The 22,787-nt window shown below is 69.8% G+C and carries 25 protein-coding genes; 11 read left to right on the top strand and 14 right to left on the bottom strand.

Annotated features, from left to right (window positions below; genetic code table 11):
• Positions 1–34: 34 nt before the first annotated feature.
• On the bottom strand, positions 35–1,267 hold the full coding sequence (locus AB0J16_RS24900; protein ID WP_358543577.1) for a glycosyltransferase: 1,233 nt from the start codon (positions 1,265–1,267) through the stop codon (positions 35–37).
• A gap of 148 nt (positions 1,268–1,415) precedes the next feature.
• Positions 1,416–1,811, bottom strand: coding sequence for a hypothetical protein (locus tag AB0J16_RS24895; protein WP_358543574.1), 396 nt, complete (start codon positions 1,809–1,811; stop codon positions 1,416–1,418).
• A 128-nt stretch (positions 1,812–1,939) separates the two neighbouring features.
• On the opposite strand from AB0J16_RS24895, the gene AB0J16_RS24890 reads away from it, so the two are divergent.
• The 4 genes from AB0J16_RS24890 (at position 1,940) to AB0J16_RS24875 (ending at position 5,742) form a co-directional block, all read left to right on the top strand.
• Positions 1,940–2,911 carry an NAD(P)-dependent oxidoreductase gene (locus tag AB0J16_RS24890; protein WP_358543571.1) on the top strand — a complete coding sequence of 324 codons (972 nt, stop codon included), beginning with the start codon at positions 1,940–1,942 and terminating at the stop codon, positions 2,909–2,911.
• A 189-nt stretch (positions 2,912–3,100) separates the two neighbouring features.
• Positions 3,101–4,042, top strand: coding sequence for an RNA polymerase sigma-70 factor (locus AB0J16_RS24885; RefSeq protein WP_358543569.1), 942 nt, complete (start codon positions 3,101–3,103; stop codon positions 4,040–4,042).
• A gap of 48 nt (positions 4,043–4,090) precedes the next feature.
• Positions 4,091–4,921: an alpha/beta hydrolase gene (locus tag AB0J16_RS24880; RefSeq protein WP_358543566.1), complete on the top strand. Its 831-nt coding sequence runs from the start codon at positions 4,091–4,093 to the stop codon at positions 4,919–4,921.
• A 23-nt stretch (positions 4,922–4,944) separates the two neighbouring features.
• Positions 4,945–5,742, top strand: a complete 798-nt coding sequence (locus AB0J16_RS24875; RefSeq protein WP_358543564.1) for a MerR family transcriptional regulator — start codon at positions 4,945–4,947, stop codon at positions 5,740–5,742.
• 4 nt (positions 5,743–5,746) lie between these two features.
• On the opposite strand, the gene AB0J16_RS24870 is transcribed toward AB0J16_RS24875, so the two are convergent.
• Together AB0J16_RS24870 and AB0J16_RS24865 are read right to left on the bottom strand one after the other, a co-directional pair.
• Positions 5,747–6,121: a nuclear transport factor 2 family protein gene (locus tag AB0J16_RS24870; RefSeq protein WP_358543561.1), complete on the bottom strand. Its 375-nt coding sequence runs from the start codon at positions 6,119–6,121 to the stop codon at positions 5,747–5,749.
• The gene (locus AB0J16_RS24865) at positions 6,114–6,443 is read right to left on the bottom strand and encodes a hypothetical protein (protein ID WP_358543559.1); all 330 of its coding nucleotides are present in this window, start codon (positions 6,441–6,443) and stop codon (positions 6,114–6,116) included. The genes AB0J16_RS24870 and AB0J16_RS24865 overlap by 8 nt, the downstream gene beginning before the upstream one ends.
• A 36-nt stretch (positions 6,444–6,479) precedes the next feature.
• Between AB0J16_RS24865 and AB0J16_RS24860 the strand changes: the two genes are divergently transcribed.
• The 3 genes from AB0J16_RS24860 (at position 6,480) to AB0J16_RS24850 (ending at position 8,302) form a co-directional block, all read left to right on the top strand.
• Positions 6,480–6,863 (top strand): Lrp/AsnC family transcriptional regulator, encoded by a 384-nt coding sequence (locus AB0J16_RS24860; protein ID WP_358543557.1) that lies wholly within the window; start codon positions 6,480–6,482, stop codon positions 6,861–6,863.
• 230 nt (positions 6,864–7,093) lie between these two features.
• On the top strand, positions 7,094–7,480 hold the full coding sequence (locus tag AB0J16_RS24855; RefSeq protein ID WP_358543555.1) for a hypothetical protein: 387 nt from the start codon (positions 7,094–7,096) through the stop codon (positions 7,478–7,480).
• Between the two features lie 9 nt (positions 7,481–7,489).
• Positions 7,490–8,302, top strand: a complete 813-nt coding sequence (locus AB0J16_RS24850; protein WP_358543553.1) for a class I SAM-dependent methyltransferase — start codon at positions 7,490–7,492, stop codon at positions 8,300–8,302.
• A gap of 73 nt (positions 8,303–8,375) precedes the next feature.
• Here AB0J16_RS24850 and AB0J16_RS24845 read toward each other — a convergent pair whose 3' ends face one another.
• Together AB0J16_RS24845 and AB0J16_RS24840 are read right to left on the bottom strand one after the other, a co-directional pair.
• Complete coding sequence (locus AB0J16_RS24845; RefSeq protein WP_358543551.1) at positions 8,376–8,795, bottom strand: RidA family protein; 420 nt, start codon at positions 8,793–8,795, stop codon at positions 8,376–8,378.
• Positions 8,792–9,901 carry an aminotransferase class V-fold PLP-dependent enzyme gene (locus tag AB0J16_RS24840; RefSeq protein WP_358543549.1) on the bottom strand — a complete coding sequence of 370 codons (1,110 nt, stop codon included), beginning with the start codon at positions 9,899–9,901 and terminating at the stop codon, positions 8,792–8,794. The genes AB0J16_RS24845 and AB0J16_RS24840 overlap by 4 nt, the downstream gene beginning before the upstream one ends.
• Positions 9,902–10,034: 133 nt before the next feature.
• Here AB0J16_RS24840 and AB0J16_RS24835 point away from each other — a divergent pair, with 133 nt between their 5' ends.
• Positions 10,035–10,838 (top strand): IclR family transcriptional regulator, encoded by an 804-nt coding sequence (locus AB0J16_RS24835; protein WP_358543547.1) that lies wholly within the window; start codon positions 10,035–10,037, stop codon positions 10,836–10,838.
• Between the two features lie 228 nt (positions 10,839–11,066).
• On the opposite strand, the gene AB0J16_RS24830 is transcribed toward AB0J16_RS24835, so the two are convergent.
• Positions 11,067–12,272 (bottom strand): DUF3500 domain-containing protein, encoded by a 1,206-nt coding sequence (locus tag AB0J16_RS24830; protein WP_358543545.1) that lies wholly within the window; start codon positions 12,270–12,272, stop codon positions 11,067–11,069.
• A gap of 134 nt (positions 12,273–12,406) precedes the next feature.
• Between AB0J16_RS24830 and AB0J16_RS24825 the strand changes: the two genes are divergently transcribed.
• Positions 12,407–13,099 (top strand): TetR family transcriptional regulator, encoded by a 693-nt coding sequence (locus AB0J16_RS24825; RefSeq protein WP_358543543.1) that lies wholly within the window; start codon positions 12,407–12,409, stop codon positions 13,097–13,099.
• Positions 13,100–13,120: 21 nt separating this feature from the next.
• On the opposite strand, the gene AB0J16_RS24820 is transcribed toward AB0J16_RS24825, so the two are convergent.
• The 7 genes from AB0J16_RS24820 to AB0J16_RS24790 are packed head-to-tail and all read right to left on the bottom strand — an operon-like array spanning position 13,121 to position 20,688.
• The gene (locus AB0J16_RS24820) at positions 13,121–14,248 is read right to left on the bottom strand and encodes an enolase C-terminal domain-like protein (protein WP_358543540.1); all 1,128 of its coding nucleotides are present in this window, start codon (positions 14,246–14,248) and stop codon (positions 13,121–13,123) included.
• On the bottom strand, positions 14,248–15,216 hold the full coding sequence (locus AB0J16_RS24815; protein ID WP_358543538.1) for a D-2-hydroxyacid dehydrogenase: 969 nt from the start codon (positions 15,214–15,216) through the stop codon (positions 14,248–14,250). The genes AB0J16_RS24820 and AB0J16_RS24815 overlap by 1 nt, the downstream gene beginning before the upstream one ends.
• Positions 15,213–16,199, bottom strand: coding sequence for a hydroxyacid dehydrogenase (locus AB0J16_RS24810; protein ID WP_358543536.1), 987 nt, complete (start codon positions 16,197–16,199; stop codon positions 15,213–15,215). Before AB0J16_RS24810 ends, AB0J16_RS24815 begins: the two co-directional genes overlap by 4 nt.
• Complete coding sequence (locus AB0J16_RS24805; RefSeq protein WP_358543534.1) at positions 16,199–17,347, bottom strand: hypothetical protein; 1,149 nt, start codon at positions 17,345–17,347, stop codon at positions 16,199–16,201. The genes AB0J16_RS24810 and AB0J16_RS24805 overlap by 1 nt, the downstream gene beginning before the upstream one ends.
• A 4-nt stretch (positions 17,348–17,351) precedes the next feature.
• Positions 17,352–18,206, bottom strand: coding sequence for a carbohydrate ABC transporter permease (locus tag AB0J16_RS24800; protein WP_358543531.1), 855 nt, complete (start codon positions 18,204–18,206; stop codon positions 17,352–17,354).
• Positions 18,206–19,210 (bottom strand): sugar ABC transporter permease, encoded by a 1,005-nt coding sequence (locus AB0J16_RS24795; RefSeq protein WP_358543528.1) that lies wholly within the window; start codon positions 19,208–19,210, stop codon positions 18,206–18,208. Before AB0J16_RS24795 ends, AB0J16_RS24800 begins: the two co-directional genes overlap by 1 nt.
• A 23-nt stretch (positions 19,211–19,233) precedes the next feature.
• Entirely contained in the window at positions 19,234–20,688 is a 1,455-nt protein-coding gene (locus AB0J16_RS24790) for an extracellular solute-binding protein (protein WP_358543525.1), read from the bottom strand.
• A gap of 192 nt (positions 20,689–20,880) precedes the next feature.
• Here AB0J16_RS24790 and AB0J16_RS24785 point away from each other — a divergent pair, with 192 nt between their 5' ends.
• The gene (locus AB0J16_RS24785; RefSeq protein ID WP_358543522.1) at positions 20,881–21,657 is read left to right on the top strand and encodes a sugar phosphate isomerase/epimerase; all 777 of its coding nucleotides are present in this window, start codon (positions 20,881–20,883) and stop codon (positions 21,655–21,657) included.
• A gap of 27 nt (positions 21,658–21,684) precedes the next feature.
• The gene (locus AB0J16_RS24780) at positions 21,685–22,767 is read left to right on the top strand and encodes a LacI family DNA-binding transcriptional regulator (RefSeq protein ID WP_358543519.1); all 1,083 of its coding nucleotides are present in this window, start codon (positions 21,685–21,687) and stop codon (positions 22,765–22,767) included.
• The last annotated feature ends 20 nt before the right edge of the window (positions 22,768–22,787 follow it).

The following is a 22,787-nucleotide window of genomic DNA, read 5'->3' as shown; positions in this document are numbered from 1 at the left end:
CTGCGCGAAGCGCCTGTCCGTGCGGGCCTTCGGATCAGCCCGCGGACCCCATCCGGCCGATCATGTCGAGCACGAGGTTGGCGGCCACCTCCGCCCCGTCGGTGCGGACCGTCTGCGCCACGACGGCCGCGCGGGCACCGGTCTCGGGAGCCAGAGCGATCTTGAGCGCGGCCGACAGCGACTCGGCGGTCGGCGTCGGACCGTCGTGTCCCGTACCGATGCCCAGCTCGGTCACCCGGCCCGCCCAGTACGGCTGGTCGGCGACCTGAGGCACGATCACCTGCGGCGCCCCGGCACGGGCCGCCGTCGCCGTGGTGCCCGCGCCGCCGTGGTGCACGACCGCGGCCACCCGGCCGAACAGCTCCTGATGGTTGGCCTCGCCGACCACGAAGCAGTCGTCCCGGTCGTCGACCAGGGCCAGATCGGCCCAGCCACTCCCGAGCAGGACCCGGCGGCCCTGCGCCCGTACCGCCTCGATGACGGCCTGGGAGATTTCCCGCGCGCTCGCGCCCCGCATGGGCATGCTGCCGAAGCCCACGTACACCGGCTCCGCGCCGGCGGCCAGGAACGCCTCCAGATCGGCCGGCAGCGGGCGCTCGTCCGGGCGGATCCACGCACCGGTCTGGACCACGTCAAGGTCCGGCGTCTCCTGCCACGGGCCCAGAACCGGGTCGGCCGCCAGGAACGGGCGGTCGGTGAAGGCATAGTCGCGGACGCCGTCCACCGGCGGCAGGCCGATCGAGGCCCGGTGGGTGTTGATCATCTCGCCGAAGAGCGCGTTCTTGTGCTCGGCGTCGAGATCCCACAGCGCCCGGTTGTCGGTCACCCCCGCGGGGACCTCCTGCCCCGGCCAGGGGCGAGGCGGACGGTGCGGCGACGGCAGGTAGCTCGGAGAGAATGACGTGAACACATAGGGCACGCCCAGCTTCTCGGCCGCCGCCCGCGCACCGGCCACGGCCGGGAACGAGCCGGTGGCCACCACCGCGGCGCAGCCCTCGGCCGGCCCGGTGACGGCCTCGTAGGCCATGGCGGTCAGCTCGGCGGCGATGTCGGACAGGCTCGTCTTGCCGGGGACCGCCCCCGTCGCCAGCGCGCGGATCGGCCAGCCGAGAGCAGTCAGCGGCACGTCGATGCCGTCCAGCAGTTGTGCGAAGTCCGGCGGCGCGCACACCCGCACCTCGGCGCCCAGCGCCTTCAGCCGCACCGCCAGGCCCGTCATCGGCCCGACGTCCCCGCGCGACCCGTAGGTCACCAGCACAACGCGCATTCCACGACCCCCATTTTTCGTACGTTTCCAGCGTCGAGGGGTGATTGTGCGGCATGACCCGGGCCTTGTGGCAAGGCCCCCCATGCGCTATAGGTTAGAAGTGGAAGGAGCGGTCATCCCTCCTTGCTACCGCCCGTCGGGCCGCCCTTCACTCACAGTCGATCTCGCGCAGCGCGGCCATGCCCTCGTCCGGATCGGTGATCACCGCGTCCTCGCCGTCCTCGTCGCCCAGCGAGAGGACCTGGGGAGACAGCTCGATCAGCGAAGCGATGAAGGGCCGCCAGGTCTCCGCGGACAGTGACGACTGGACGCGGATGATCAGATCGAGAATCTGGTCCAGGTGGTCGTCGAAGGAGATGGAGAGCCCCGCCAGGTGCTCCTCGGATGCGAAGTCGAATCGGATCACGTTGACGTCGGGCAGACATCTGATCCGGAGCGTGATGGTGTCATCCCGGTATGTATGGTCTACCCAACGCCACCCTTCGCCGCTCTCGGCCTGCCATCCGCGGCTCTCCAGCCGGCCTTGAATGTCGTCTATCGTCACTGGCCGTTCCCTCATGGTCATTGTCGGGAGCTTTGGTAGCTTCACGTGGGACAGACAGCATCCGGACTTCCGCCTTGCTTCGGGGACGAAGCACAGGAAGTCGTATTACATCTGATTAGAGGAGCAGTATGAGGGTTGTCGTCATCGGGGGAAGCGGTCATATCGGCACATTCCTCATCCCCCGGCTCGTACGCGCGGGTCATGAGGTGCTCAACATCAGCCGGGGAAGCCGGGTCGCCTATGCCGAGGCCCCTGAATGGCAGCACGTACAGCAAGTGACGGCGGATCGCCAGCAAGAGGACGCCGAGGGCGTTTTCGGCGACAGAGTGGCGGGGCTGCGGCCGGACGTCGTCGTCGACTTGGTGTGCTTCACCCTTGAATCCGCCGTCGCCCTCGTGGAACGACTCCGCGGGCAGGTGGGCCACCTGCTGCACTGCGGATCCGTGTGGCGGTACGGGCCGAGCCACAAGTCGCCCATCGCGGAAGGGACAGGGACGGAACCATTCGGTGACTACGGCATCCAGAAGGATCGAATCGCGCGGATGCTGAAGGACGAGACCGCCGGCGGCGGCGTGGTGACGACGTCGCTGCATCCCGGGCACATCGTCGGCCCGGGCTGGGACCCGATCGGACCGATCGGCAACTTGGACCCCGCTGTCTGGCGCACACTGTCGGCCGGACGGCCACTGAAGATCCCCGGACTCGGCGTCGAGCTCATGCATCACGTTCACGCCGACGATGTCGCTCAGGCCTTCGAGAAGGCGATCGCGCATCCTGACACGGCAGGCGGGGAGGACTTCAATGTCGTCGCCCCAACGGCCCTGAACGTCCGAGGGTTCGCCCACGAAGCAGCGAGCTGGTTCGGGCAGACGGCTTCGCTGGAGAGCGTGTCTTGGGAGGAGTTCCGCGCCACCACGACCGACGAGCACGCGCAGGTGAGCTGGGAACACCTCTACCGCAGCCACTGCCTCACCATCGACAAGGCCAAGACACTTCTCGGCTATTCACCCAGGTACGAGCCCGAGGCCGCAGTACTCGAGTCCGTCCGCTGGCTCATCGAACACGGCCGGCTCGAGGTGGACCGTCCCCTCGTCGTATAGCTTCCCGCGGTCGCCGGCTGCTTCGACGAGCTTGGGCAGCGCCGCGGCCGGGTCGCCGGCAGGCTGCCCTCCGGCGACCGCGCCGAGCGGCATGTGACGTACACCACCGATCACGGATGTCACACAGCGGCGAGAACCGGCGTCTTGTGCGGACAACGCACTTGAGAAGCGAACAGGCAGGAGCCGGCCATGAACGAGCGCAACGAGCCAACGACAGGCACAGCCGAGCCGCTCGCCGGTCCCGCCCAGATGGACCCCGCCACCGAGGCGTTCGTCACCCACCGCAACCTGCTGTTCACCGTCGCCTACGAGATGCTCGGATCGGCCGCCGACGCCGAAGACGTCCTCCAGGAAACCTGGCTCCGGTGGATGACGGTCGACCTGACGCAGGTGCACGACCAGCGTGCCTACCTGGTCCGGATCACCACCCGGCGCTCGCTCGACCGGCTGCGCACCATGAAGCGTCGCAAGGAGGCCTACGTCGGCCCCTGGCTGCCCGAACCCCTGCTCACCACGCCCGACGTGGCCGAGAACCTCGAACTGGCCGAGAGCGTGTCCATGGCACTCATGCTCGTCCTCGAGACGCTCTCGCCGACCGAACGCGCCGTATTCGTCCTGCGCGAGGTCTTCGACGTCAGCTACGACGAGATCGCGACCACCGTCAGCAAGACCCCCGCCGCCGTACGGCAGATCGCGCACCGCGCCCGCCAGCACGTCCAAGCCCGCCGCCCACGCGAAGCGATCTCCCCCAGTCAGGCCCGGGCAGCTCTGGTTTCGTTGCAGCGCGCGCTCGAAACCAGCGATCTACAGGGCCTGCTCGACGTGCTCGCCCCCGACGTCGTCCTCATCAGCGACGGCGGCGGCGTCAAGCAGGCCGCGCCACGGCCGATCACCGGCGCCGAGAAGGCGGCCCGCTTCATCGTCGGCGGCCTCGGCAAGGCCCAGGTCACACTCACCGGCGACCCCACCGTGGTCAACGGCAACCCGGCACTCGTCCTTCGCGTGAACGGCGAGATCGACGGCGTCATAGCGGTCCAGGTCGAGGATGCCCGCATCACCGGCCTCTACTACGTCCGCAACCCGCGGAAGCTGACCCGCATCGCATCAGAGACCCCGCTCACGCTGCGATGACCCGCGACGGTTGACCCTGCCGCAGGGTCAATGTCCCAGCATGGCGGCATGACCAACGCGTACGGCGATGGAGAGCAGGCGACGAGAGGCGACAGGACGATGCGGCACTTCACGGTCCACCACGACGGCGTCACGCTCCCAGTGACTCGCGGTGGCCGGGGAAGACCGCTGGTCCTGTGCCCCGGACTGAACTCGACCCAGGCCCACCTTCACGAACTGACCGAGCTGCTCCGGCGCGACCACGACGTGGTGACCTTCGACCTGCGGGGCCATGGCCTCGCCTCGGCCGCCGACCACTACTCCTTCGAGGCGTTCCTCGGCGATCTGACCGCCGTACTGGCGGAGCTGGACGCGGCGCCCACGCTTGTGGGCTACTCGCTGGGCGCGGACCTGGCCGTCCACTATGCCGCCGAGCATCCCGGCACCGTCGCCGACCTCGTTCTCATCGACGGGGCGAACCCGGTGCCAGAACCGTTCATCACCGAGGCCCTCCTGCCGGAGTTCCGCGCCATGTGGGCGGACCTGGCGGCGCGGCAGCAGGCCGAGCGGGGGACCGCGCGTCAGGTGCTGCTCACCGCCCAGGAGATTCTCGACCTGAACATCGAGATCGATGCGGTCCGATCCAGGATCCTCCACCGGTACGAGAAAATCGACCGGCCCATCAGCCTCATCATGTCGACCTCGATGGGCGGCGACAGCGGCGAAGGACACGCGCCGCGGTTCAACCGGAACTGGCGCGCCGGTGTCGAGCGGCTGATCCGTGAGCAGCCACACCTCGCCATATCCTGGCTCGACGCCGACCACCAACTGGTCTTCACCCACGCCCCGGAAATCGCCCAGATCATCCGAAATACCCAAGCCGGCCAGGCGACTTCTTAAGCAACCCCTGGGATGCTGCTCTGATGCTGACCATCAGCGAGCTGGCGTCCTACGCCGGAGTGACGGTACGCGCGGTGCGGCACTACCACGCCAAAGGACTGCTGCCGGAGCCGGAGCGAGACCACTCCGGCTACCGCAGATACGACGCCGGCGCCGCAGTCGAACTGATCAAGATCCGTACCCTCGCCGAGGCCGGAGTCCCACTGGCGCGCGTGCGCGAGCTGCTCCAGGCCGACGAGGCGGAGTTCGCCACGGCGGTCGCGGACATCGACGAGCGGCTGCGGGCGGAGATCCGGCAGCGACAGCGCCACCGTGAGCGGATCGCCCGGCTCGCCTCCGGGGACAGCTTGACGCTGCCCCCGGAGGTGGTCGACTATCTCGACCGGCTGCGCGCGCTCGGGGTCGACGAGCGGATCGTCCAAGCCGAGCGCGACGGCTGGATCCTGCTGGCCGCGCACTCCCCCCAGCGGGTCCCGGAGTGGATGGCACGCAAGCGGGAGCAGATCGCCGACCCGCGGCTGATCGATTTCTTTCTCACCCTGAGCCAGGCACTCGACCGGCGCGCCGGCGACCCACGGCTGGTCGAGCTGGCTGACAAGCTGGCCGTCTACATCACGCGGCTGGCTGAGGAGAGGGGCGAGGACTACGTCGACGACATCGACATCGAGCCACCGCTCGTCCAGCTGATGGACACGTTGGCGTTCGAGACTGTGCCGCCCGCCCGTCGGCTGATTGAGCTGCTGAAGAAGCGAGGCTGGACCGGCTGGACCAAGCTCGAGCGCGTGGAGCCCGCGCGGGCGACAAGGACGCCGGACCTTTGACGCGCTACCGGGTCTTCCTGTAGGCGTCCTTGAGGCATATCTTCCCGTCACGGAAACGCCACAGGTCGATACCGTACTCGCAGTACGGCGAGCCGCTGTCGGAGACGAGGTGGTATGTCCAGGTGCACACGGCCCATTCGCCGTTGATGAGCGGCTCACCCTGCTCGATGACCGCACCGGCGTCGTGCTCGAACATGGCACGGAAGCCATCGGCCGGCTCGGCATGGCCGCGGAAGGTGCGGCCCGGCTCGGGACCCACCGACGCGGCGTAGACCGCGTCCTCGGTCATCAGCTCCAGCAGTGCGCCGACGTCGCGCCTGGCCCAGGCGTCGGCGAAGCGGGCCAGGCAGTCACGCGGGCTCGTCTCGAACTCAGACATCGTCGTTGTACTCCTGTGCGAGGTAGGCGTCCAGGTCGGGCCCGCCGGGGTTGGCGAGGACGTGCGTCATCCAGGCACGCCGCTCGAAGTCGGTGACGCTCAGCTCCCACACGCACCCGGCCGCCGGACTCGGGTGTGGCGCCAGGTGCTCGGGCCGGTCGGCGCGCGCGGAAAGGATCCGCTGGTGGACCTCGTTCTTCTCGGCCCACCAGCAGGCCAGCGCATAGCAGAGCCGGGGCGCGTCATGGGCGATGACGAACCCGACACCGTACCGGTCGGGCGCGACGGCAGGCGCGGGGAACACCGTTCGCGCGGTGCGCAAGGCGGCCTCGGCGACTTCCGCGCGGGCAGGTCGCCCGTGCGACGCGATCGTGTAGAGCTTGACCGCCCAGTCACCCAGCTCGGCCCGCCGCAGGAAACGCACGCTGCGGGCGCGATCGTCGAACCGGCGGAGGTCAGCGCGGGCACGGCCGCGTTCGTCGCACTCCGCTTCAACCCCGAGCCCGGAGCCAAGGCGGAGGTCAACGCGGCCTTGGAGCGGGAGCCGTGCGTGCTGGAGGTGCACGAGGTGGCAGGCGAAGACTGCTACCTGATCAAGGTCAGAGTGGGCGCCACGGTCGAGCTGGCCGACGCGCTCGACCGTATCCGCGCGATCCCGGCGATCTCACACACCAACTCCACGGTCGTCCTGCGCACCGTCTTCGAACGACCGATCACCATCGATGCCGGGCAGCGGCACTGAAAGAGATCGTTTCGCCCGGCCGACATTCGTTCCCCTTCCTCACAGGCATGACGCTCGGATTGACGTTGCTAGTTGTTTCAGTCATGATTGAAATAACTAGCAACCTCACAGGGAGCAGACCATGGAACAGGTGACCTTCAACAGCCTCGGCACCCGCTGCGCGGGCGATCTGTATCTGCCACAGACGAGCGACCCGGTCCCCGGGCTGGTGCTCGGGCACAGCGGGGGTGATGGTCAAGGAGGCGCTGGCGTTCTTCGCGCCGTACTTCGTGAAGGCCGGGTTCGCGGTGCTGGCCATCGACTACCGCACGGTCGGTTCCAGCGAAGGCGAGCCACGTGGCCTGGACTACCCGGAACGGCAGGCCGAGGACTTCCGCAGCGCCGTGTCCTACCTGCAGACCCGCCCCGAGATACAGCCGGAGCGGATCGGGGTTTGGGGCGTCTGGCAGAAGGTCATCCAGCGCAAGCTCGACAGCCTGGGCGCGTTCGGCGAGATCGCCGATGAAGGACTCGACCTCGTCGGCGGCGAGGAGCACCGCGCTGAGCGCATCAAGGCCGCCCATGACTCCCTGACATGGCTGCAGGACCTCGCAGCCCGCCATCCGCTACGCCGTTAAGGAACCGCCATGCACCGCTGGCAACCCAAGCTTGGGCTGATCCAGGAAACACTGCTGCTCACCCTCTATGCCAGAGCCCTGGACGCCGAGCTGCCCAGCCCGATCCTCGGCGACACGCTCTCCGCCGACCTGGCCGGCGGAATCGACTACGACTTCCGCAAGCTGAAGGTCAAACCCAATCTCGTCCTCACCACCGCACTGCGCGCCAAGAAGCTCGATGACGTCGTACGCGCCTACACCGCCGCTCACCCCGGATGTGTGGTGCTCGACCTGGGCTGTGGCCTGGACACCAGGATGCCGCGCTGTGCTCCCCCGCCGGGCGTCGACTGGTACGACATCGACTTCCCCGAAGTGGTGAAACTGCGATCCGAGCATCTGCCCAGCCGTTCCCACCTGGTCGGAGCCGACCTCACCCAATCCGGCTGGCTCTCCGCCATCCCCGACGACCGGCCCGCCGTCATCGTCGCCGAAGGGCTGCTGCCCTTCATGCCCGGCGGCTCCTTCCAGATGATGACTCGCCAGCTGACCCGCCATTTCCCCTCAGGTGAGCTCGCGCTCAACGGCTACACCCGCTTCGCGGCCTGGGCCATGAAGTACCATCCGACCATCAAGGCGCTCGGCATCACCGCCGCCCAGGGCTTCGACGACGCGCGCGAACCCGAGTCCTGGGGCGCGGACCTCGAACTGGTCGAGGAGCGGATCCTCACCCGCGCACCGGAAGTAGCCCGGTTCCCGCAACCGCTACGCGCGCTGACCCGTCTCACCGCCCGCAGCACCGCCTTGTCGCGGCAAGGGGCGCGCATTCTCCGCTATCGGTTCTGACGGCGAGGAAGCCGAGCTCGGGCGGCGCCGTAGCTGGATGCGCCGCCGGTCACCAGGGCGACCCGGCCGGCGCTCATGCTCGGGCGTCGCCACGTACCGCGATGACGGCCTCGATCTCCACGGTGAGCTCCGGAGCGGCGAGTGCGGCGACGACAGCAAGGGAGTGCGCCGGGACGTCGCCATCGGGATACCACTCGGCGAAAACCTCGTCACGGGCGGCGAAGAAGCCGGGCAGCTGCTCGGTGCCCGATACGAAGGTCAGCAGCTTCACCACATCGTCCGGCGTCGCCCCGAACTCGTCGAGTACGGACCGCAGATTGGCGAACACCTGCCGGGTCTGCGACAGGGCGTCCGGGCCCGCGAGTGAGCCGTCTCGCAGGTTCCCCACCTGCCCCGAGACGAACACCAACGTGGTGTTCTCCGGCACCGTGGCCACGTGACTGTAGTTGCCGATGGGTGCCGGCACGCCGACCGGGTTCCAGCGCTTCGTCATGGGGCCTTCGTATCTCCCAGCGCGTTCGCGGCTCGTTCGACATCGGAGCTGTTGTTGAAGTAGTGGAAGCCCACCCGCAGCCGGTCGCCGAGCAGGGTCGCGCGGACACCGTCTCGCGCCAGGCGGGCCCGGACCGCGTCCGGATCGATGACGCGCACCACCGCGATGTGGCTCCGGGAGCTGGGAAGGAGGGTGCCGGCGCCCGTCTCGGCCACGCGAGCCCGGAAGTCGGCGGCCAGCCGTAGGCAATGGCGCTCGACCCGCTTGGCGTCGAGGTCGAGCAGCAGGTCCAGTGCGGGCAGCGCGCCGACCCAGGAGAGCCAGGCGGGCGAGGTGTCGCAGCGCGCCGCGCTGTCAGCGCGGACGTACGGCCCGCCGAAGAACCCGTAGGGCGGCTCGGTGGACCGCCAGCTCGGCAGCAGGGGAACCAGTCCGTCGATGTGCTCGGGCGCTGCCACCAGCCAGGCGGCCCCGCGCGGGCACAGCATCCACTTGTAGCCGTGCACGGCGAGGTAGTCGGGGCGCACCCGCTCCATGTCGAGGTGGAGCGCGCCGAGCGACTGGGTCGCGTCGACGAACAGGCGGGCGCCCACCCCGTCGGTGGCCTGGCGCAGCGCCGGCAGGTCGGCGCGGTGGCCGTCGATCGACAACACGTCGCTGACGGCGAGCAGGACGGTACGCGTGTCGAGCGCGGCCACGAGGTCCTCGGTATGGGTGTGACCGTCCCTGGGCGGCACCAGCACCACCTCGTGTCCGGCGGCCTCCAGTTGCCACCAGGGAAAGAGGTTGCTCCGGAACTCCTGGGCGGGCACCACGATCCGTCCGGGCGGCAACGACTTGGCCACGGTGGCGGCGGCCTCGGCGGTCGAGCCCATCACGGCGATCAGTTCCTCGGCGATGCCCAGCAGCCGGGCCACAGATCTCTTGCTTGCGGCGGGGGCGTGGTCCCATTCCCGCCAGTCGTGCTCCCCGTAGAGCCACGAGTCCAGGGCCGCCCGCAGCGCGTGCACGACGCCGAGCGCGGCGGGCGGGCTCGCCGGTGTGTCGAGCCACACGTGGCGCTGCAACGCGGGGAAGTGTGACCGGAACTGCTCGGAGCTGAGCATGTGATCCTTCCTCAGCGGATGTGTCGGTTATGGCGCATCGCAGCATGACCTTCGCCGAGCACATCGACTCAAGGAGCGCTTGCCTTTTTCGCTATAGTCGAAAACTTGATGGTCGAAGAGCTTCGATGGCCCCGTGACTGAGAACGCCGAGATCACCGGGGACGGCAGCCTGCAGACCCTGCTGCGCGGCCTCGACGTGCTGCGGGCCGTTGCCCACATGGGCGGACAGGCCACGGCCAAGAGCATCAGCCGGCAGCTCGACCTCAGCCTCGGCCGCTGCTACCACATCCTGCGCACGCTGAAGGCGGGCGGCTACATCGTGCGACTGCCCGGTGGGCGAGTCGACGTCGGCCCGCACGGCGCCTCCCTCGGCCGCCGGCTCGGTGCCAGGTTCGAGCCCCTTCCCGAACTGTTCGCCGTCCTGGCCAGGCTGCACGCGCGGACGCGGGAGACCTCCTATGTCAGCGGCTGGCATCACGGCGTCATCACCCTGTTGCAGTTCATCGCCGGTGAGCAGGCGCTCGGCGTGCGCGGCCTCGACGTCGGCTACACCGGCGACCTGCACGCCCGCGCCTCCTGCAAGGCGGTGCTGGCGCACCTGCCGCGCGAGCAGATCGAGATCATGTTCCGCGGGGTCGAGCTCCGGCGGCTGACCGCGCACACCCACGGCGACGTCGACAGCCTGACCGTGGAGCTCAGCGAGATCCGCCGGCAGGGCTTCGCGCTCGACCTGGAGGAGTTCAGCGAGGGCGTCTGCTGCGCCGCCGCCGCCTACTTCGATCACGACGGTGCTCCGGCTGGCTCGTACACGGTGTCGGTGCCCGTCACGCGGTTCAGGGCCGCCCAGCGCGACCTGGTCGCCGCGGTGCGAGAGGCCGCCGCCATCGCGACGAACCTCCTGCGCGGTCATCACCTCGCGGCGCCCAGCCGCGACTGACCGGCTACCCGCGCCGTCGCACGCACGCCAGTCGACGCCGTTCACGCACGCCAGTCCGACGCCGTTGGCGCCGCCGGTGACGACGGCCACCCCTCGCTCGCTTGACATGCAAGTAGCGGCTTGCCAGTGCCCTCTGGGGGCGCGAGCGTGCAGTGACCAGAACTGGTCGCGACGACACCTGCGGCAACCTGATCCAGATCGCCCACCAGGCCGGCTAGCGGCGGGCGGTCAGTGCGGGATCTCGGTCCGGTGCGAGGCGAGCAGGTCCATCCCGAAGTCCCCGTCCGGGTCCCGCCACACGGAGTGCGCGTGGTTGGCGGCGCGCTGGGTGTTGTCGTACTCGATGAGCAGGCGTGGGCCGGTGAGCCGGTAGTAGTGGGGCTCGCCCGGCGAGACGCTGCCGGCCCAGCCGAAATGTACGCGGTCGAGGTTGCTCTCGACGAGATAGTGGCGGCGGTAGGCGTCGGCGACCGGTGCCGGAGAGCGGTCGGTGTAGGCCGCCAGCAACTCGCGCAGCAGCCCGCGCTGCTCCCCCGTCATCTCGTGGGCGGGGACCCCTTGGGGGTCTTGGGTGAGCGCCATCGTCTCGTGGTCCTGCTCCGTGTAACCGGAGTCGCGCTCGGCGGCTTCGTCGAGCCGGTGGGCGAGCGCGGACAGCTCCGGCCTGGCCAGCGGTCCGCGGAACAGGTCCTGTAGGTGCATCATGCGGTCTCCGGGGCGTACGCGGGCGCGGTTGCCCGAGACGATGTCGGAGATCGCGCGGGGGTGCAGCAGCGCCCGCGCCTGGTCCGGCCTGCGCAGCGAGCCCATCACGGAGCGAGCCAGGTCCTCGGCCCCGCCGAGTGGGCGCAGCGTCCCGGCGAGCAGCGGCGATGTCGCAGGGTTGGCGCCCAGGAACGACGGTGTCGACGCCGCGATCCGTCCCTCGTGAATCAGCAGGTTCACCGACACATGGTGGCCGCCGACACGCCACCCCCACAGGGGGTCACCGGGACGGCCGAAGACGCGTACCCAGTACAGCCCCGGGTCGCGGGTACGTTCCCGGCCCCAGTCGACGCCCCACCCCTCGAGTTCGTCGAGGACGTTCTCCAGCCCCATGATGACGCAGGCGGTGGCGTACGCCGGGCGCGTCAGGCCACTGGCCAGGAGCCGCATGGCGAGGCCCTGCTGCCGGGGCGAGAGCTCGCCGAGCGGCACCCCACCGTGGTCGGTGGGGGTGTAGAACCACCGGACCCGCTCGGCCTCGACGGCCGGGGCGCCGAAGGGGGTCCGCACCGCTCGGGCGGACAGCGCTTCCGGGAGCGAGTCGAGGAATTCGGTCGCGACGCGGACCATGTCGTCCACGAGCGTCCGCTCCGCGTCGCCCGGACCCGCCGCTCCCCCGCCATCCACCAGACCTGCTGCTTCCACGCGATCGGTGACCTTCTCGCCCACCAGACCCACCTCATCCCTCTCGAAATGGTCCCTTTCCGGAGTCATGCGGCGATACGTCCGGTTCCGCGACATCGAGCATAGCCTTCGAACCATCGGCGACCTAGTAAAAGACCGCCGGTATGTAGGATGTGGCCGTGACCTTCAAGCGCGCCCGCAACGACGAGCAGCGCGGCGAACGACGGCGGCAGATACTCGACACCGCCGCCGCGATGCTGACCGAGATGCCGGTCGCGAAACTGAGCCTGAACGAACTCAGCCGCCGCGCCGGCCTGGCCAAACCCAACGTGCTGCGCTACTTCGAATCACGCGAGGCGGTCCTGCTCCAGCTCCTGGACACAGAGATCCACGACTGGATCGCCGAACTGGAGCAGTCACTCGAACCCACCAGCGGCACTCCGCGGCAACGCGGAGACCAGCTGGCCGCCATCCTGGCCAAGTCGATCACCGGGCGGCCGGTGCTGTGCGACCTGATCAGCACGCAAGCCGCGGTGCTGGAACACAACGTGTCCACCGAGGTCGCCATCCGGCACAAGAACGCCACCCTGCGCGCCTTCCAAAGCCTGGTCCGGCTGTCTCTCCATTACCTGCCCGAACTCGGCACGCAGGACGCCTTCCGGCTCGTCGGACTGGCTACGCTGACGGTCAGCGCCGCCTGGCCGTACAGCCGGCCCACAGAGGCACTACTGGCCGCCTACACCTCCGACCCGGCGCTGGCCCCCATGCAGGTCGACTTCACCGACCTGGTACGCCAAGCACTGGAAGTGACCATCTCCGGCCTTCTCGCCCGCGGAGAAGACCTGCCGCTGGGAGCGGGCCCCCTCAGCTGAGCCCGCCGCGAGACTCGCCTGTCAGACCGCGAGCGAGCGGACCACCTCCTCGTCCACGCCGATCCCCAGGCCGGGGCCGGTGGGCACGTGGGCGACACCGTCGGCGACGGTGATGACCGGGTCCGTGGCGTACGGGCTGGTGATGAACTGGCGGCCGTTGAGGTCGACGGGCGTGTCCACGCCGAACGCGGCGAACAGGTGCAGCGAGGCGGCCAGCCCGATGTCGGACTCGGTGAGCCCGGAGCCCATGACGGCCAGGCCGCTGTCCTCGGCGAGCTGGCACTGGCGCAGGGCCAGGGTCAGTCCGCCGCAGCGCTGCACCTTGGCCACGGCGACGTCGATGGCGTCGAGCCGGACGAAGGTCGCCAGGTCGCTCGGGTGGCGCAGGCTCTCGTCCACGGCCACCGGGATGGGGCTGGCGTCGCGCAGGCGGCGCAGGCCGGCCAGGTCGTTGGAGGGCACCGGCTGCTCGAAGACGGCTACGTTCAGATCGGTCAGGCGCCTGGCCACCCGGAGCGCGGCGGCGGCCGTGTAGCCCTGGTTGGCGTCCACCCAGAGCACGGCGTCGGGGGCGGCGGCGCGTACGGCGGTCACGATGGCCACGTCCTCGTCCTCGGTGTGCAGGCCGAGCTTGACCTTGACGTGGCGGTAGCCGTGCGCGTGGCCCTCGGCCACCGAGTCCGCGGCCTCGGACGCCGACTCACCCGACACGATCCAGGCCAGCTCGATGGTGTCGCGCCTGCGCCGGCCCCACAGCTCGCCGAGGGACACGCCCAGGCTCCGGGCGTAGGCGTCGTGGCAGGCCACGTCGACCGCCGCGCGCGCCAGCGGCATGCCGATCGAGAACCCCTTGCTGATGGTCCGGTCGAAGGTACGGCAGAGTCCGTCGAGGTCCCACAGCGGGCGGCCGACGGCGGCCGGGGCCAGGTAGCCCTCGATGGTGGAGACGATGGATTCGGTGGTCTCGTACGTCCATGAGGGAATTGGGGTGGACTCACCCCACCCGATGGCGCCGTCGTCGGCCGTGACCTTCACCAGGACCCTGATGGCGGGGCGGCCGCTCTGGACCACGGATCCGCCCGCGACCGCGAAGTCGCGCAGCGAGGGCAGGGCCACGGTGAAGGTCTCGACGCGTGCAATACGGTTCATCAGTACCATTCCGACTTGTCCACCACATTGATCAGTTCGCGCCCGGCCACGAAGCGGCGGGCGTTCTCCAGCAGGACGGCGAAGCACCGCTCCGAGGCGTGCGGTCCCACGCCCGCGACGTGCGGGGTGACGATCACGTCGGGACGCCGCCAGAGCGGGTGGTCGGCGGGGAGCGGCTCGGTCTCGAAGACGTCCAGGGCCGCGCCGGCCAGGTGGCCCGAGGACAGGGCGGCGGCCAGGTCGTCGAGCCGGACGATGGGGCCGCGGCCGACGTTGACCACGTACGCCCCCGGCTTGGCCAACGCCAGCCGGCGCGCGTCCAGCAGGCCCTCGGTGGCGGGGGTGTGCGGGATCGTCAGGATGACCAGGTCCGCCTCGGGAAGCAGCCGGTCGAGCGCGTCCGGCGGCAGGACCTCGGCGAAGCCCGGCACGGGGCCGCCGCGCCGGGCGTCCGTGCCCACGACCCTGGTGCCGAACGCCGCCAGCAGCCTGCCGACCTCGGCCCCGATCGCGCCCACCCCCACGACCAGGGCCGTGGCCTCGCTCAGGGGCAGCACGGCGCCGGGGTCCCAGTCGGGCGCCCAGCGCGCGCGGGCCTGTTCGCGGGCGTACCTGGGCAGGTCCCTGGCCAGCGCGAGCACGAGCGCCAGCGTGTGCGCGGCCACGTGGTCGGTGTAGGTGTCGCGCATGTTGGTGACCTGTACGGGGTGCGCGACCAGGGCCGGATGGTAGAACGCCGGAAGCGGCCCGGCCTGCGGAGCCTGCAACCAGCGCAGCCGTCCGGCGTGCGCCAGCAGGTCCGCGGGCAGCGTGCCGTAGGCGGCGTCGGCCTCCGCCAGCGCCTCGGCCGCCTCCGCCGGGGTCTCCGGCCGGCGGACGACGAGCTCCGGCACCGCCTGCTCCAGCCGGGCCCGCCAGCTCGCGGTGGCCGGATCGTGCGGCGGCAACAGCACCAGGGTGGTGCTCACGCCCTTCTCGCGAGGCCGGACTCGGTGATCTCGTACCGCAGCGGCTCCCCCGCGAGGTAGCGGACGAGCTCCTCGGCCATCGCCTCGCCGTGGCGGCGCCGCTCGTGGCCCAGGCTGCCCGCCACGTGCGGGGTGACGACGATGTTCGGCATCGTGAACAGCGGCGACCCGGCGACGGGCGGTTCCGGGTGGGTGACGTCGAGGACGGCGAACAGGTCGGTCCGCCGGCTCAGCACGTCCACGAGCGCGGACTCGTCGACCAGCTGGCCGCGCGCCGAGTTGATCAGGGTGGCGTCGTGCTTCATCGACTCCAGCAGCGCGGCGCCGACCATGCCGTTCGTCTCGGGGGTGAGCGGCGCGTGCAGGCTGACCACGTCGGAGGTGGCGAACAGCTCCTCGAGGCCGACGAGGCGCACCCCGAGCCGCTCGGCCTCGGCCGGGTCGGCATAGGGGTCGTGGGCCTGCACGTCGAGCTTGTGGTGGGCGAGCAGCCGCGCCGTGGCCCGGCCCGTGGCGCCGAGCGAGACCAGCCCGACCGTCGCACCGTAGGCGCCCAGCTCGGGCCCGCGCGGGGCGGTGGCGGCGGCGGCGCGCGCGGCCAGCACGTAGCGCCAGCCGTGCTTGAGCGCGTACAGGATCTGCGAGAGGGCGAACTCCGCGACCGGCTCGGCGTTGGCCGTGGCCGCCGTGGTGACCCGCACTCCCCTGGCCCACATCTCCGGGGTCACCATCGAGCGGATGGAGCCCGCGCCGTACAGCACCAGTGAGAGTTTGGGCGCGGCGGCGAGAAAGTCGGCGTCCAGCTTGGGCGCGCCCCACCCGGTAACCAGCACCTCAATGCCGCCGAGCACGTCGGGAGTGAGCCGGTCGGCGGTGAGCAAGGGCGAGCCGATGGCCAAATGCCGCTCAAGCGCGGTCCGGGCATCCGGGCCGTAGACGTCGTCGAAGCGATTCGGGTCCATCACGTACAAGCCGTTCAGCATTATTTCTCCTTCAAGCGAGCCGCCGCCCGCAAACTTGCCAGGCGGGCGGGTGAGCCCAGCCCGGCGTGGTAGTAACGCAGCTGCCGCGCGCCCCCGGCGACGAGGTCGGCGGCCAAAGCCGGGATCCGATGGTGCTCGTCCTCCAGCACGGTCAGGTTGGCGACGAGCGGGACGTCGGTACGGCCCGCCGCGGCCTTCATCTGGGCCAGGGCCGCCTCCTCCTGGCCCCAGCACTTGAGCACGTACGCGTCGACCGGCGCGTCGAAGGTGGCCAGGTCGATCCCCACGTCGGGGCCGGTGACCTGCGGGTCGTCGGTGGCCATGAGCAGCAGCTCACGGCCGCCGGCCAGCGCCGCCACGTCCCGGACCAGGCCGGCGATGACCTGCCCGCGGTGACCGTACACCGCCTGGGCACGCTCGCGACCGAGCACTTCGTCCAGGCTCGTCCCGGCCGGGACGCCCCGCTGGAGCTCCCCGTCGACGGCGGCGCGCACGTCGCGCGCCAGTTCCTCCACGTCCAGGCCGCGCCCGGCCAGCCCGGCCCGGCAGGGCGGGCACAGGCACAGGGACAGCAGCGCCTTGCCGCAGGCGGACAGGCCGGCGCCGGCGGTCTTCTCGTGGTGACCGGCGTGCTCCATGCCCAGCCAGCCGCACGCCTCCAGCATCAGCGCGGGCACGTCGTACTGCTCGCACACCTCGCGAACGAGAGTGAGCGCGTAGTCGTGGACGGCGGGCTGAGCGGGGCAGAGCGCGTAGGGGTAGGACTCGCCGTAGGCGTTCGTGACCGTCAGGTCGGGCGCCTCGCGGCCCAGCACCGAGGAGTGCGTGAGCACCAGCCAGGCCTCCGTCCGCAGCCCCGCCCCGGCCAGCGCGGCCAGCGCCGTGCCGAACCGGTCCTCGTCGGCCACGCCCCAGCTCGGCGGGTACGGCCGCAGCCGCCCGCGCCAGCGCTCGGGACGCAGCCGGAAGTAGGCCGCCGCGTGGTCGGCCTGCACGATCCGGTGACGCGGATGCCACGGGGTGACGCCCCGGACCGAGTGGTAGGCGGCCTGCAGGGTCACCGTGCTCACGCCCAGCCCGGCGATGCGCTCGGCCGCCGCGGGGTCGCCCACGACGTCCCAGGTGTAGGCGAACGCCCCATGCCTCACGCGGTCATCCTTTCGTGGCGCCGGCCAGGCCGCGCGTGAAGTAGCTCTGGAAGAACAGGAAGATCATCAGCATCGGCAGGAACGAGATCGTCATCCCGGCGGCGAACCCGGTCCAGTCCGTCGCGTGCTCGCCCTGGAAGGACAGCATCCCGACGGCGAGGTTCTGCAACTCGGGCTGGCCGAGGGTGAACACCAGCGGGATGTTGAACTCGTTCCAGCTGCTGATGAACTGGAAGATGACCACCACCGCGATGACCGGCTTGGCCAGCGGGAGGATGAGGCGGAAGGTCTTGAGGAAACCGGCCCCGTCGAGCTTGGCCGCCTCGAACAGGTCGGCCGGGACGCTGGAGAAGAACCCGACGAACAGCAGGACGTAGAGCGCGCCGGCGCCGCCGGACATGGCCAGGATGACCCCGGCCCGGGTGTTCAGCAGGCCGAGGTTCTCGATCAGCACGAACTGCGGGACGATGATCGAGGCGACCGGAATGAACAGGGTCCCCACGATCATCCGGTAGAGCAGGGTCCGGCCGGGGAACTCGTACCTGGCCAGCACGTAGCCGCACAGGGCCGCCTTGACCAGCTCGACCAGGGTCGAGGCGACCGAGTAGAGCACCGTGTTGAAGAAGTATCCGGAGAACCCGGCGTTGACCCAGGCCCGGACGAAGTTGTCGAAGTTCAGCTGGTCGGGCAGGAGGCTCGCGCCGCTGGTGAACATCCCGGCCTGGGTCTTGAACGCGGCCGAGATCGTCCACAGGAAGGGATAGACCCACACGAGCCCGATGACCAGCAGGATCGGCAGGGCGATGAGATTGGCCCGCACGGCGTGGCTGCGCCGGGCCGCACGAGTGGTCGCTGCCATCAGACGCCGTACTCCTTCCTGAGTCGCTGAGCCCGGCGGACCGCCAGGCCCTGGGCGGAGACCAGGACGAAGGCGATGACGGAGAACAGCAGCGCCGCGGCCGAGGCGTAGCCGTAGGCGAACGGCACCGAGCCGAAGGCGTTCTGGTAGATGAAGTAGGACACCACGTAGGTGCTGGTGCCCGGCCCGCCCGCGGTGAGCGTGACGACCAGCCCGAAGACGTGCATGGCGTTCACCAGGCCGAGCAGGGCGATGATCACGGCGACCGGCCTGATCATCGGCAGCGTGATGCGGGTGAGCTTCTTCCACTCCCCCGCGCCGTCGATGGCGGCCGCCTCATAGACCTCCTCGGGCACGTTCTGCAGCGCCGCGATCCAGTAGATCATGTACTGGCCGAAGATCTGCCAGATGGAGACGAGCACGAGCACGACCAGCGCGCTCCACCGGTTGGCGAACACGTCGAACCCCTGGTCGACCAGGCCGAGGTCGCGCAGAATCGCGTTCAGCGCGCCGTTGGACGGGTTGAGCAGGTAGGTGAACACCAGCCCCGCCATGGCGACGGGGATGATGAGCGGCGCGAAGAACATGGTCCGGAAGAACCGCTTGCCGCGCAGCCACTTGCGGGTCAGCAGGATCGCCGCCAGCAGCGAGATCGGCAGCTTGATGACGGTCGTCAGCAGGGCGAACACCAGCGTGTTGACCACGGAGAGCCAGAACAGCGGGTCGGCCAGGATCGTGCCGTAGTTGCCGCCCCCGACGAAGTCATTGATGGGGCCGACGCCCGACCAGTCGAAGAAGGAGTAGTAGATCGTCGCGATCAGCGGCCAGATGGTGAAGCCGAGGTAGAGCAGGAGGAAAGGGGCCAGGAAGACGAGCAGCCAGACCCTCTCGATGCCGCGGACGCGCTCGCGGGAGTGATCGGGGCGCTCTGGCACCCGCTTGGCGGGCGACCGGTCCCTGTCCGGCACCCTTTCCCGCCTGGGGGCGGGAGCGGTGGTTGTCATGGATGTCCTCACGAGGAGTCCGGTCAGTTGCGGTACATGTCCGAGGTGTAGTCCTTCGTGTACTCCCAGTCGGAGAAGGTGTAGCAGTCCATCGACACCTTCAGGCCGCCGGCCGCCTCCTGCTTGAGCCCTTCCTCCAGAGCGGTCTGCCGCTGTTGGGCGATGGCGGCGCCCGTGGTCTCCAGAGGCTTGCCGCTGGTCAGCGCTTCACCCATGGCCTCCCACTCCCCGTCGGGGGTCTTCGCCACCGCGTTGACGTACGCCTTGGACTTGGCGATGTCGGGGCACTTGAGCAGCGGCACGGGAAGCTGGACCCGGTAGCCCGGCTTTCCGCCGATCTCCATGATCTGCCTGAGCGCCGGGTCGGTGACCATCTTCTGGTTGTCGACGTAGGCGAGCGTGCCGAAGGCGCTCTTGTAGTACTGCTTGACGAAGTAGCCGTTGGGGTCGGTCATCCACTGGATGAAGGTCCACATGGCGTCGGGATGCTTGGTCTGCGAGCTGACCCAGTACTTGTTGTTGTCGTACTTGCGGCCGGCCGCGCCGGTCTGCCCGCTGTCGGGGTTGACGCGTGGCGCCACCACGTACTTGTCGCTGCTGAAGCCCTGGCTGGCCCACACGCTCGGCAGCCAGGTGCCGTCGAACATGATGCCGGCCTGATCGGCGGCGAACTGCTGGCGGGAGAAGTTCTTGTCGTTGGTGCCGGGCGCCAGGTAGCCGGCCTTGTTGAGCTCCTGGATGAAGGCGAAGGTCTTCGTCTGCGCGGGCTGGGTCACATCGAACTTGCCGGTCTTGTAGTCGAAGAACTCGTCCGTCGAGACGCTGCCGATCAGCCCGTACCAGATGCGCTGCATGTCCACGCCCTTGGTGGGGGCGGCGATGCACTGCGCCTTGGTCTTGGCCTTGATCTGCGCGCAGGCGTTCTTGAGGTCGGTCCAGGTCTTGGGCGGGCTGTTGACGTCCAGCCCGGCATCCTGGAAGACCTTCTTGTTGAGGAACATGTAGCCGGAGCCCCAGTACAGGTTCTCCGAGAACGGGAAGCCATAGGTCTTCCCGTCCTGCATGTTGATGCCTTCCAGGAAGGACCCGTCCGGCCAGCGCTTGGTGAAGTCGGCGGGGACGGTCCCGCTCGGGCTGAGCGGGCGGATCCACTTCTGGTCCGTCAGCTGGGACAGCCCGAGAGCGTTCCAGTAGAACATGTCCGGCGCCTGGTTGCTCTGGAAGGCCAGAGGCAGGGTCTTCATGTACTCGGACTGGGTGATCGAGCGCCACTCGATCTTGATGTCGGGATGCTCCTTGGTGAACTGGGCGCCGATGTCCTTGTGAAAGTTCACCTGTTCGGCGGAGAAGTCCCAGATCCGCAATGTGGTCTGCGAGCCACCTCCGCTCGGGTTGCTCGAGGTGCCGCACGCCGACACGAGCAGAGACGCCATGGCTGCGGTGGCCATCACGGCGGTCAAACGCGGACGAGGGATCATGGACCCTCCTAAAGAGGCGGAGGTCAGAGGGGGGTCGGGTAGCTGGTAAGCGCTTACCCGAGGGTGGGTCGAGAGTAGCCCGCCTCATTCCCCGATTCAAGGCTTGTGAGAAAGCGGTTTCAGATGGATGCTCAGCCGTGAAGTCTGTCTGGCCCAAGATGTACAAGCGCTTTCTCAACTTCAGGAGTACGTGTGCGCCTGCTCGCCTTCACCAAGCCCTTCGGCTCCATCGACGCCCCCGAGCTGGCCGAGGCCGTCGCCTCGGTGGGCGCCGAGGGGGCGGACCTCCTCGTACGCGAGGGCCAGACGGTCAGCCCCACAGACCCGGACGGCATCGCCGTCGTCGCCGCGGAACTCGGGCGTCGCGGGCTCACCCTCGACGTCGTCACCACCGACTTCCTCGACGCCGACGCCGACGCCGAACGCCTCATCGCGGCCTGCGGCGAGGCCGGCGTCCCCCTCGTACGGACGGGCTTCTACCGCTACGACCCCGCCATCGGCTACCACCATCAGCTGAAGGAGGCCAGAGCCGCGCTGACCCGCCTGTCCGCTCTCGCCGCCCGGCACGGCGTGCGGGTGGCGATCCAGCTGCATCACGGTACGATCCATCCATCCGCCGCGCTCGCCCTCGCGCTGGCGGGCGACCTGAATGACGTGCGCTTCTACGCCGACCCCGGCAACCAGGCCAAGGAGGGCAGCGAGGCATGGGCGCTCAACGTCGAGCTGCTGGGCGATCGGATGGCCTGCATGGGAGTGAAGAACGCCGCCTGGCGATCGGGCCCGGACGGCTGGACGTGCGACTGGCAGCCGTTCGCGGACGGGGGCGTGGTCCGCTGGGCGGAGATCATCCCCGGGCTGCGCGAACGCGGCTACGCCGGGGTGCTGTCGCTGCACGTCCACTACCCGGCGGCCGACCCGGTGGCGGCCGTACGGAGAGATCTGGATCATCTGCGCGGGCTGCTCGGCTGACGGGCGCACGGCAGGCAGGAGGAGCGGGTGCGTAATCTGCGGCAGGGCCGCGGGAGCCGGGTGACGATCAGCGACGTCGGGGCGGCCGCGGGGGTGTCGGCCTCGACCGTCTCCCGCGTGCTCAACGGCACGACGAAGGTCGATCCCGCTCTGGCGGCGCGGGTCCACGACGCGGTCACGCAGCTGGGCTACCGGCCCAACGCGGCGGCGCAGGGGCTGGCGCGCGGGGAGTGGGGCACCATCGGCGTGCTGGTCCCCGACCTGGCCAATCCCTACTTTCCCGGCGTGCTCAAGGCGGTCTCGGCCGTCGCCCGCTCCCACGGGCGCCGCGTCATGGTCATGGAGTCGGACGACGACCCCTCGATCGAGCACGACCTGGTCGAGGACCTCATGCGCAGCTGCGACGGCGTGCTGCTCGCCTCCTCCCGCCTGGAGCGCGCCGACCTGGCCGCCCTGACCGGCCGGGGCCACCCGCTCGTCCTGCTCAACCGGATCGTCCCCGGCCTGGCCGCGCCCGCCGTCTCCGCCGACTTCTTCGGCGGGATGATGCTGATCTGCGGCCACCTGGCGCAGCTGGGCCACCGCCGGGTCGCTTACCTGAGCGGGCCCGAGGTGTCCTGGGCCAACTCCGAGCGGATCAGGGCGCTGGAGGCCGCCAAGGCGTTCGGCCTGTCCGTCACGATCCTGCCGTGCGGGTCCACCAGCCAGTGCGGGTACGAAGCGGCCGCCGCGGTGGCCGGCACCGGCGCCACCGCGCTCACCACCTACAACGACCTGGTGGCCCTGGGGGCGGTGACCCGGATGCGCGAGCTCGGGGTGCGGGTTCCCGAGGAGTTGTCGGTGGTGGGGTTCGACGACATCGCGCTGGACCACGTGGCGCACACGGGTCTGACCACGGTGTCGGTGCCCCAGGGGCAGCTCGGCAGGCAGGCGGCCGAGATGCTGGTGGCCCTCATGACCGAGGGGCACGACGGAGCGCCGGTGACGCTGCCGATGGAGCTGCAGGTCCGCGACAGCACCGCCCCGCCCGGGGTTCCCGCGGTGTTGACGGGCGAGGGCGCCGGGGTGTTGACAAGTGCGGGCGACGGCGGGAAACCTAGCTCGGGATAGCGCTTTCCCAGCGAAAGAGA

Origin of the sequence: Nonomuraea sp. NPDC049750, from assembly GCF_040659625.1 — a bacterium.
In the GTDB taxonomy this organism is placed as follows: domain Bacteria; phylum Actinomycetota; class Actinomycetes; order Streptosporangiales; family Streptosporangiaceae; genus Nonomuraea.
The sequence above is the reverse complement of the archived record's forward strand: the minus strand, read 5'-3'. Positions and strand labels throughout refer to the sequence as shown.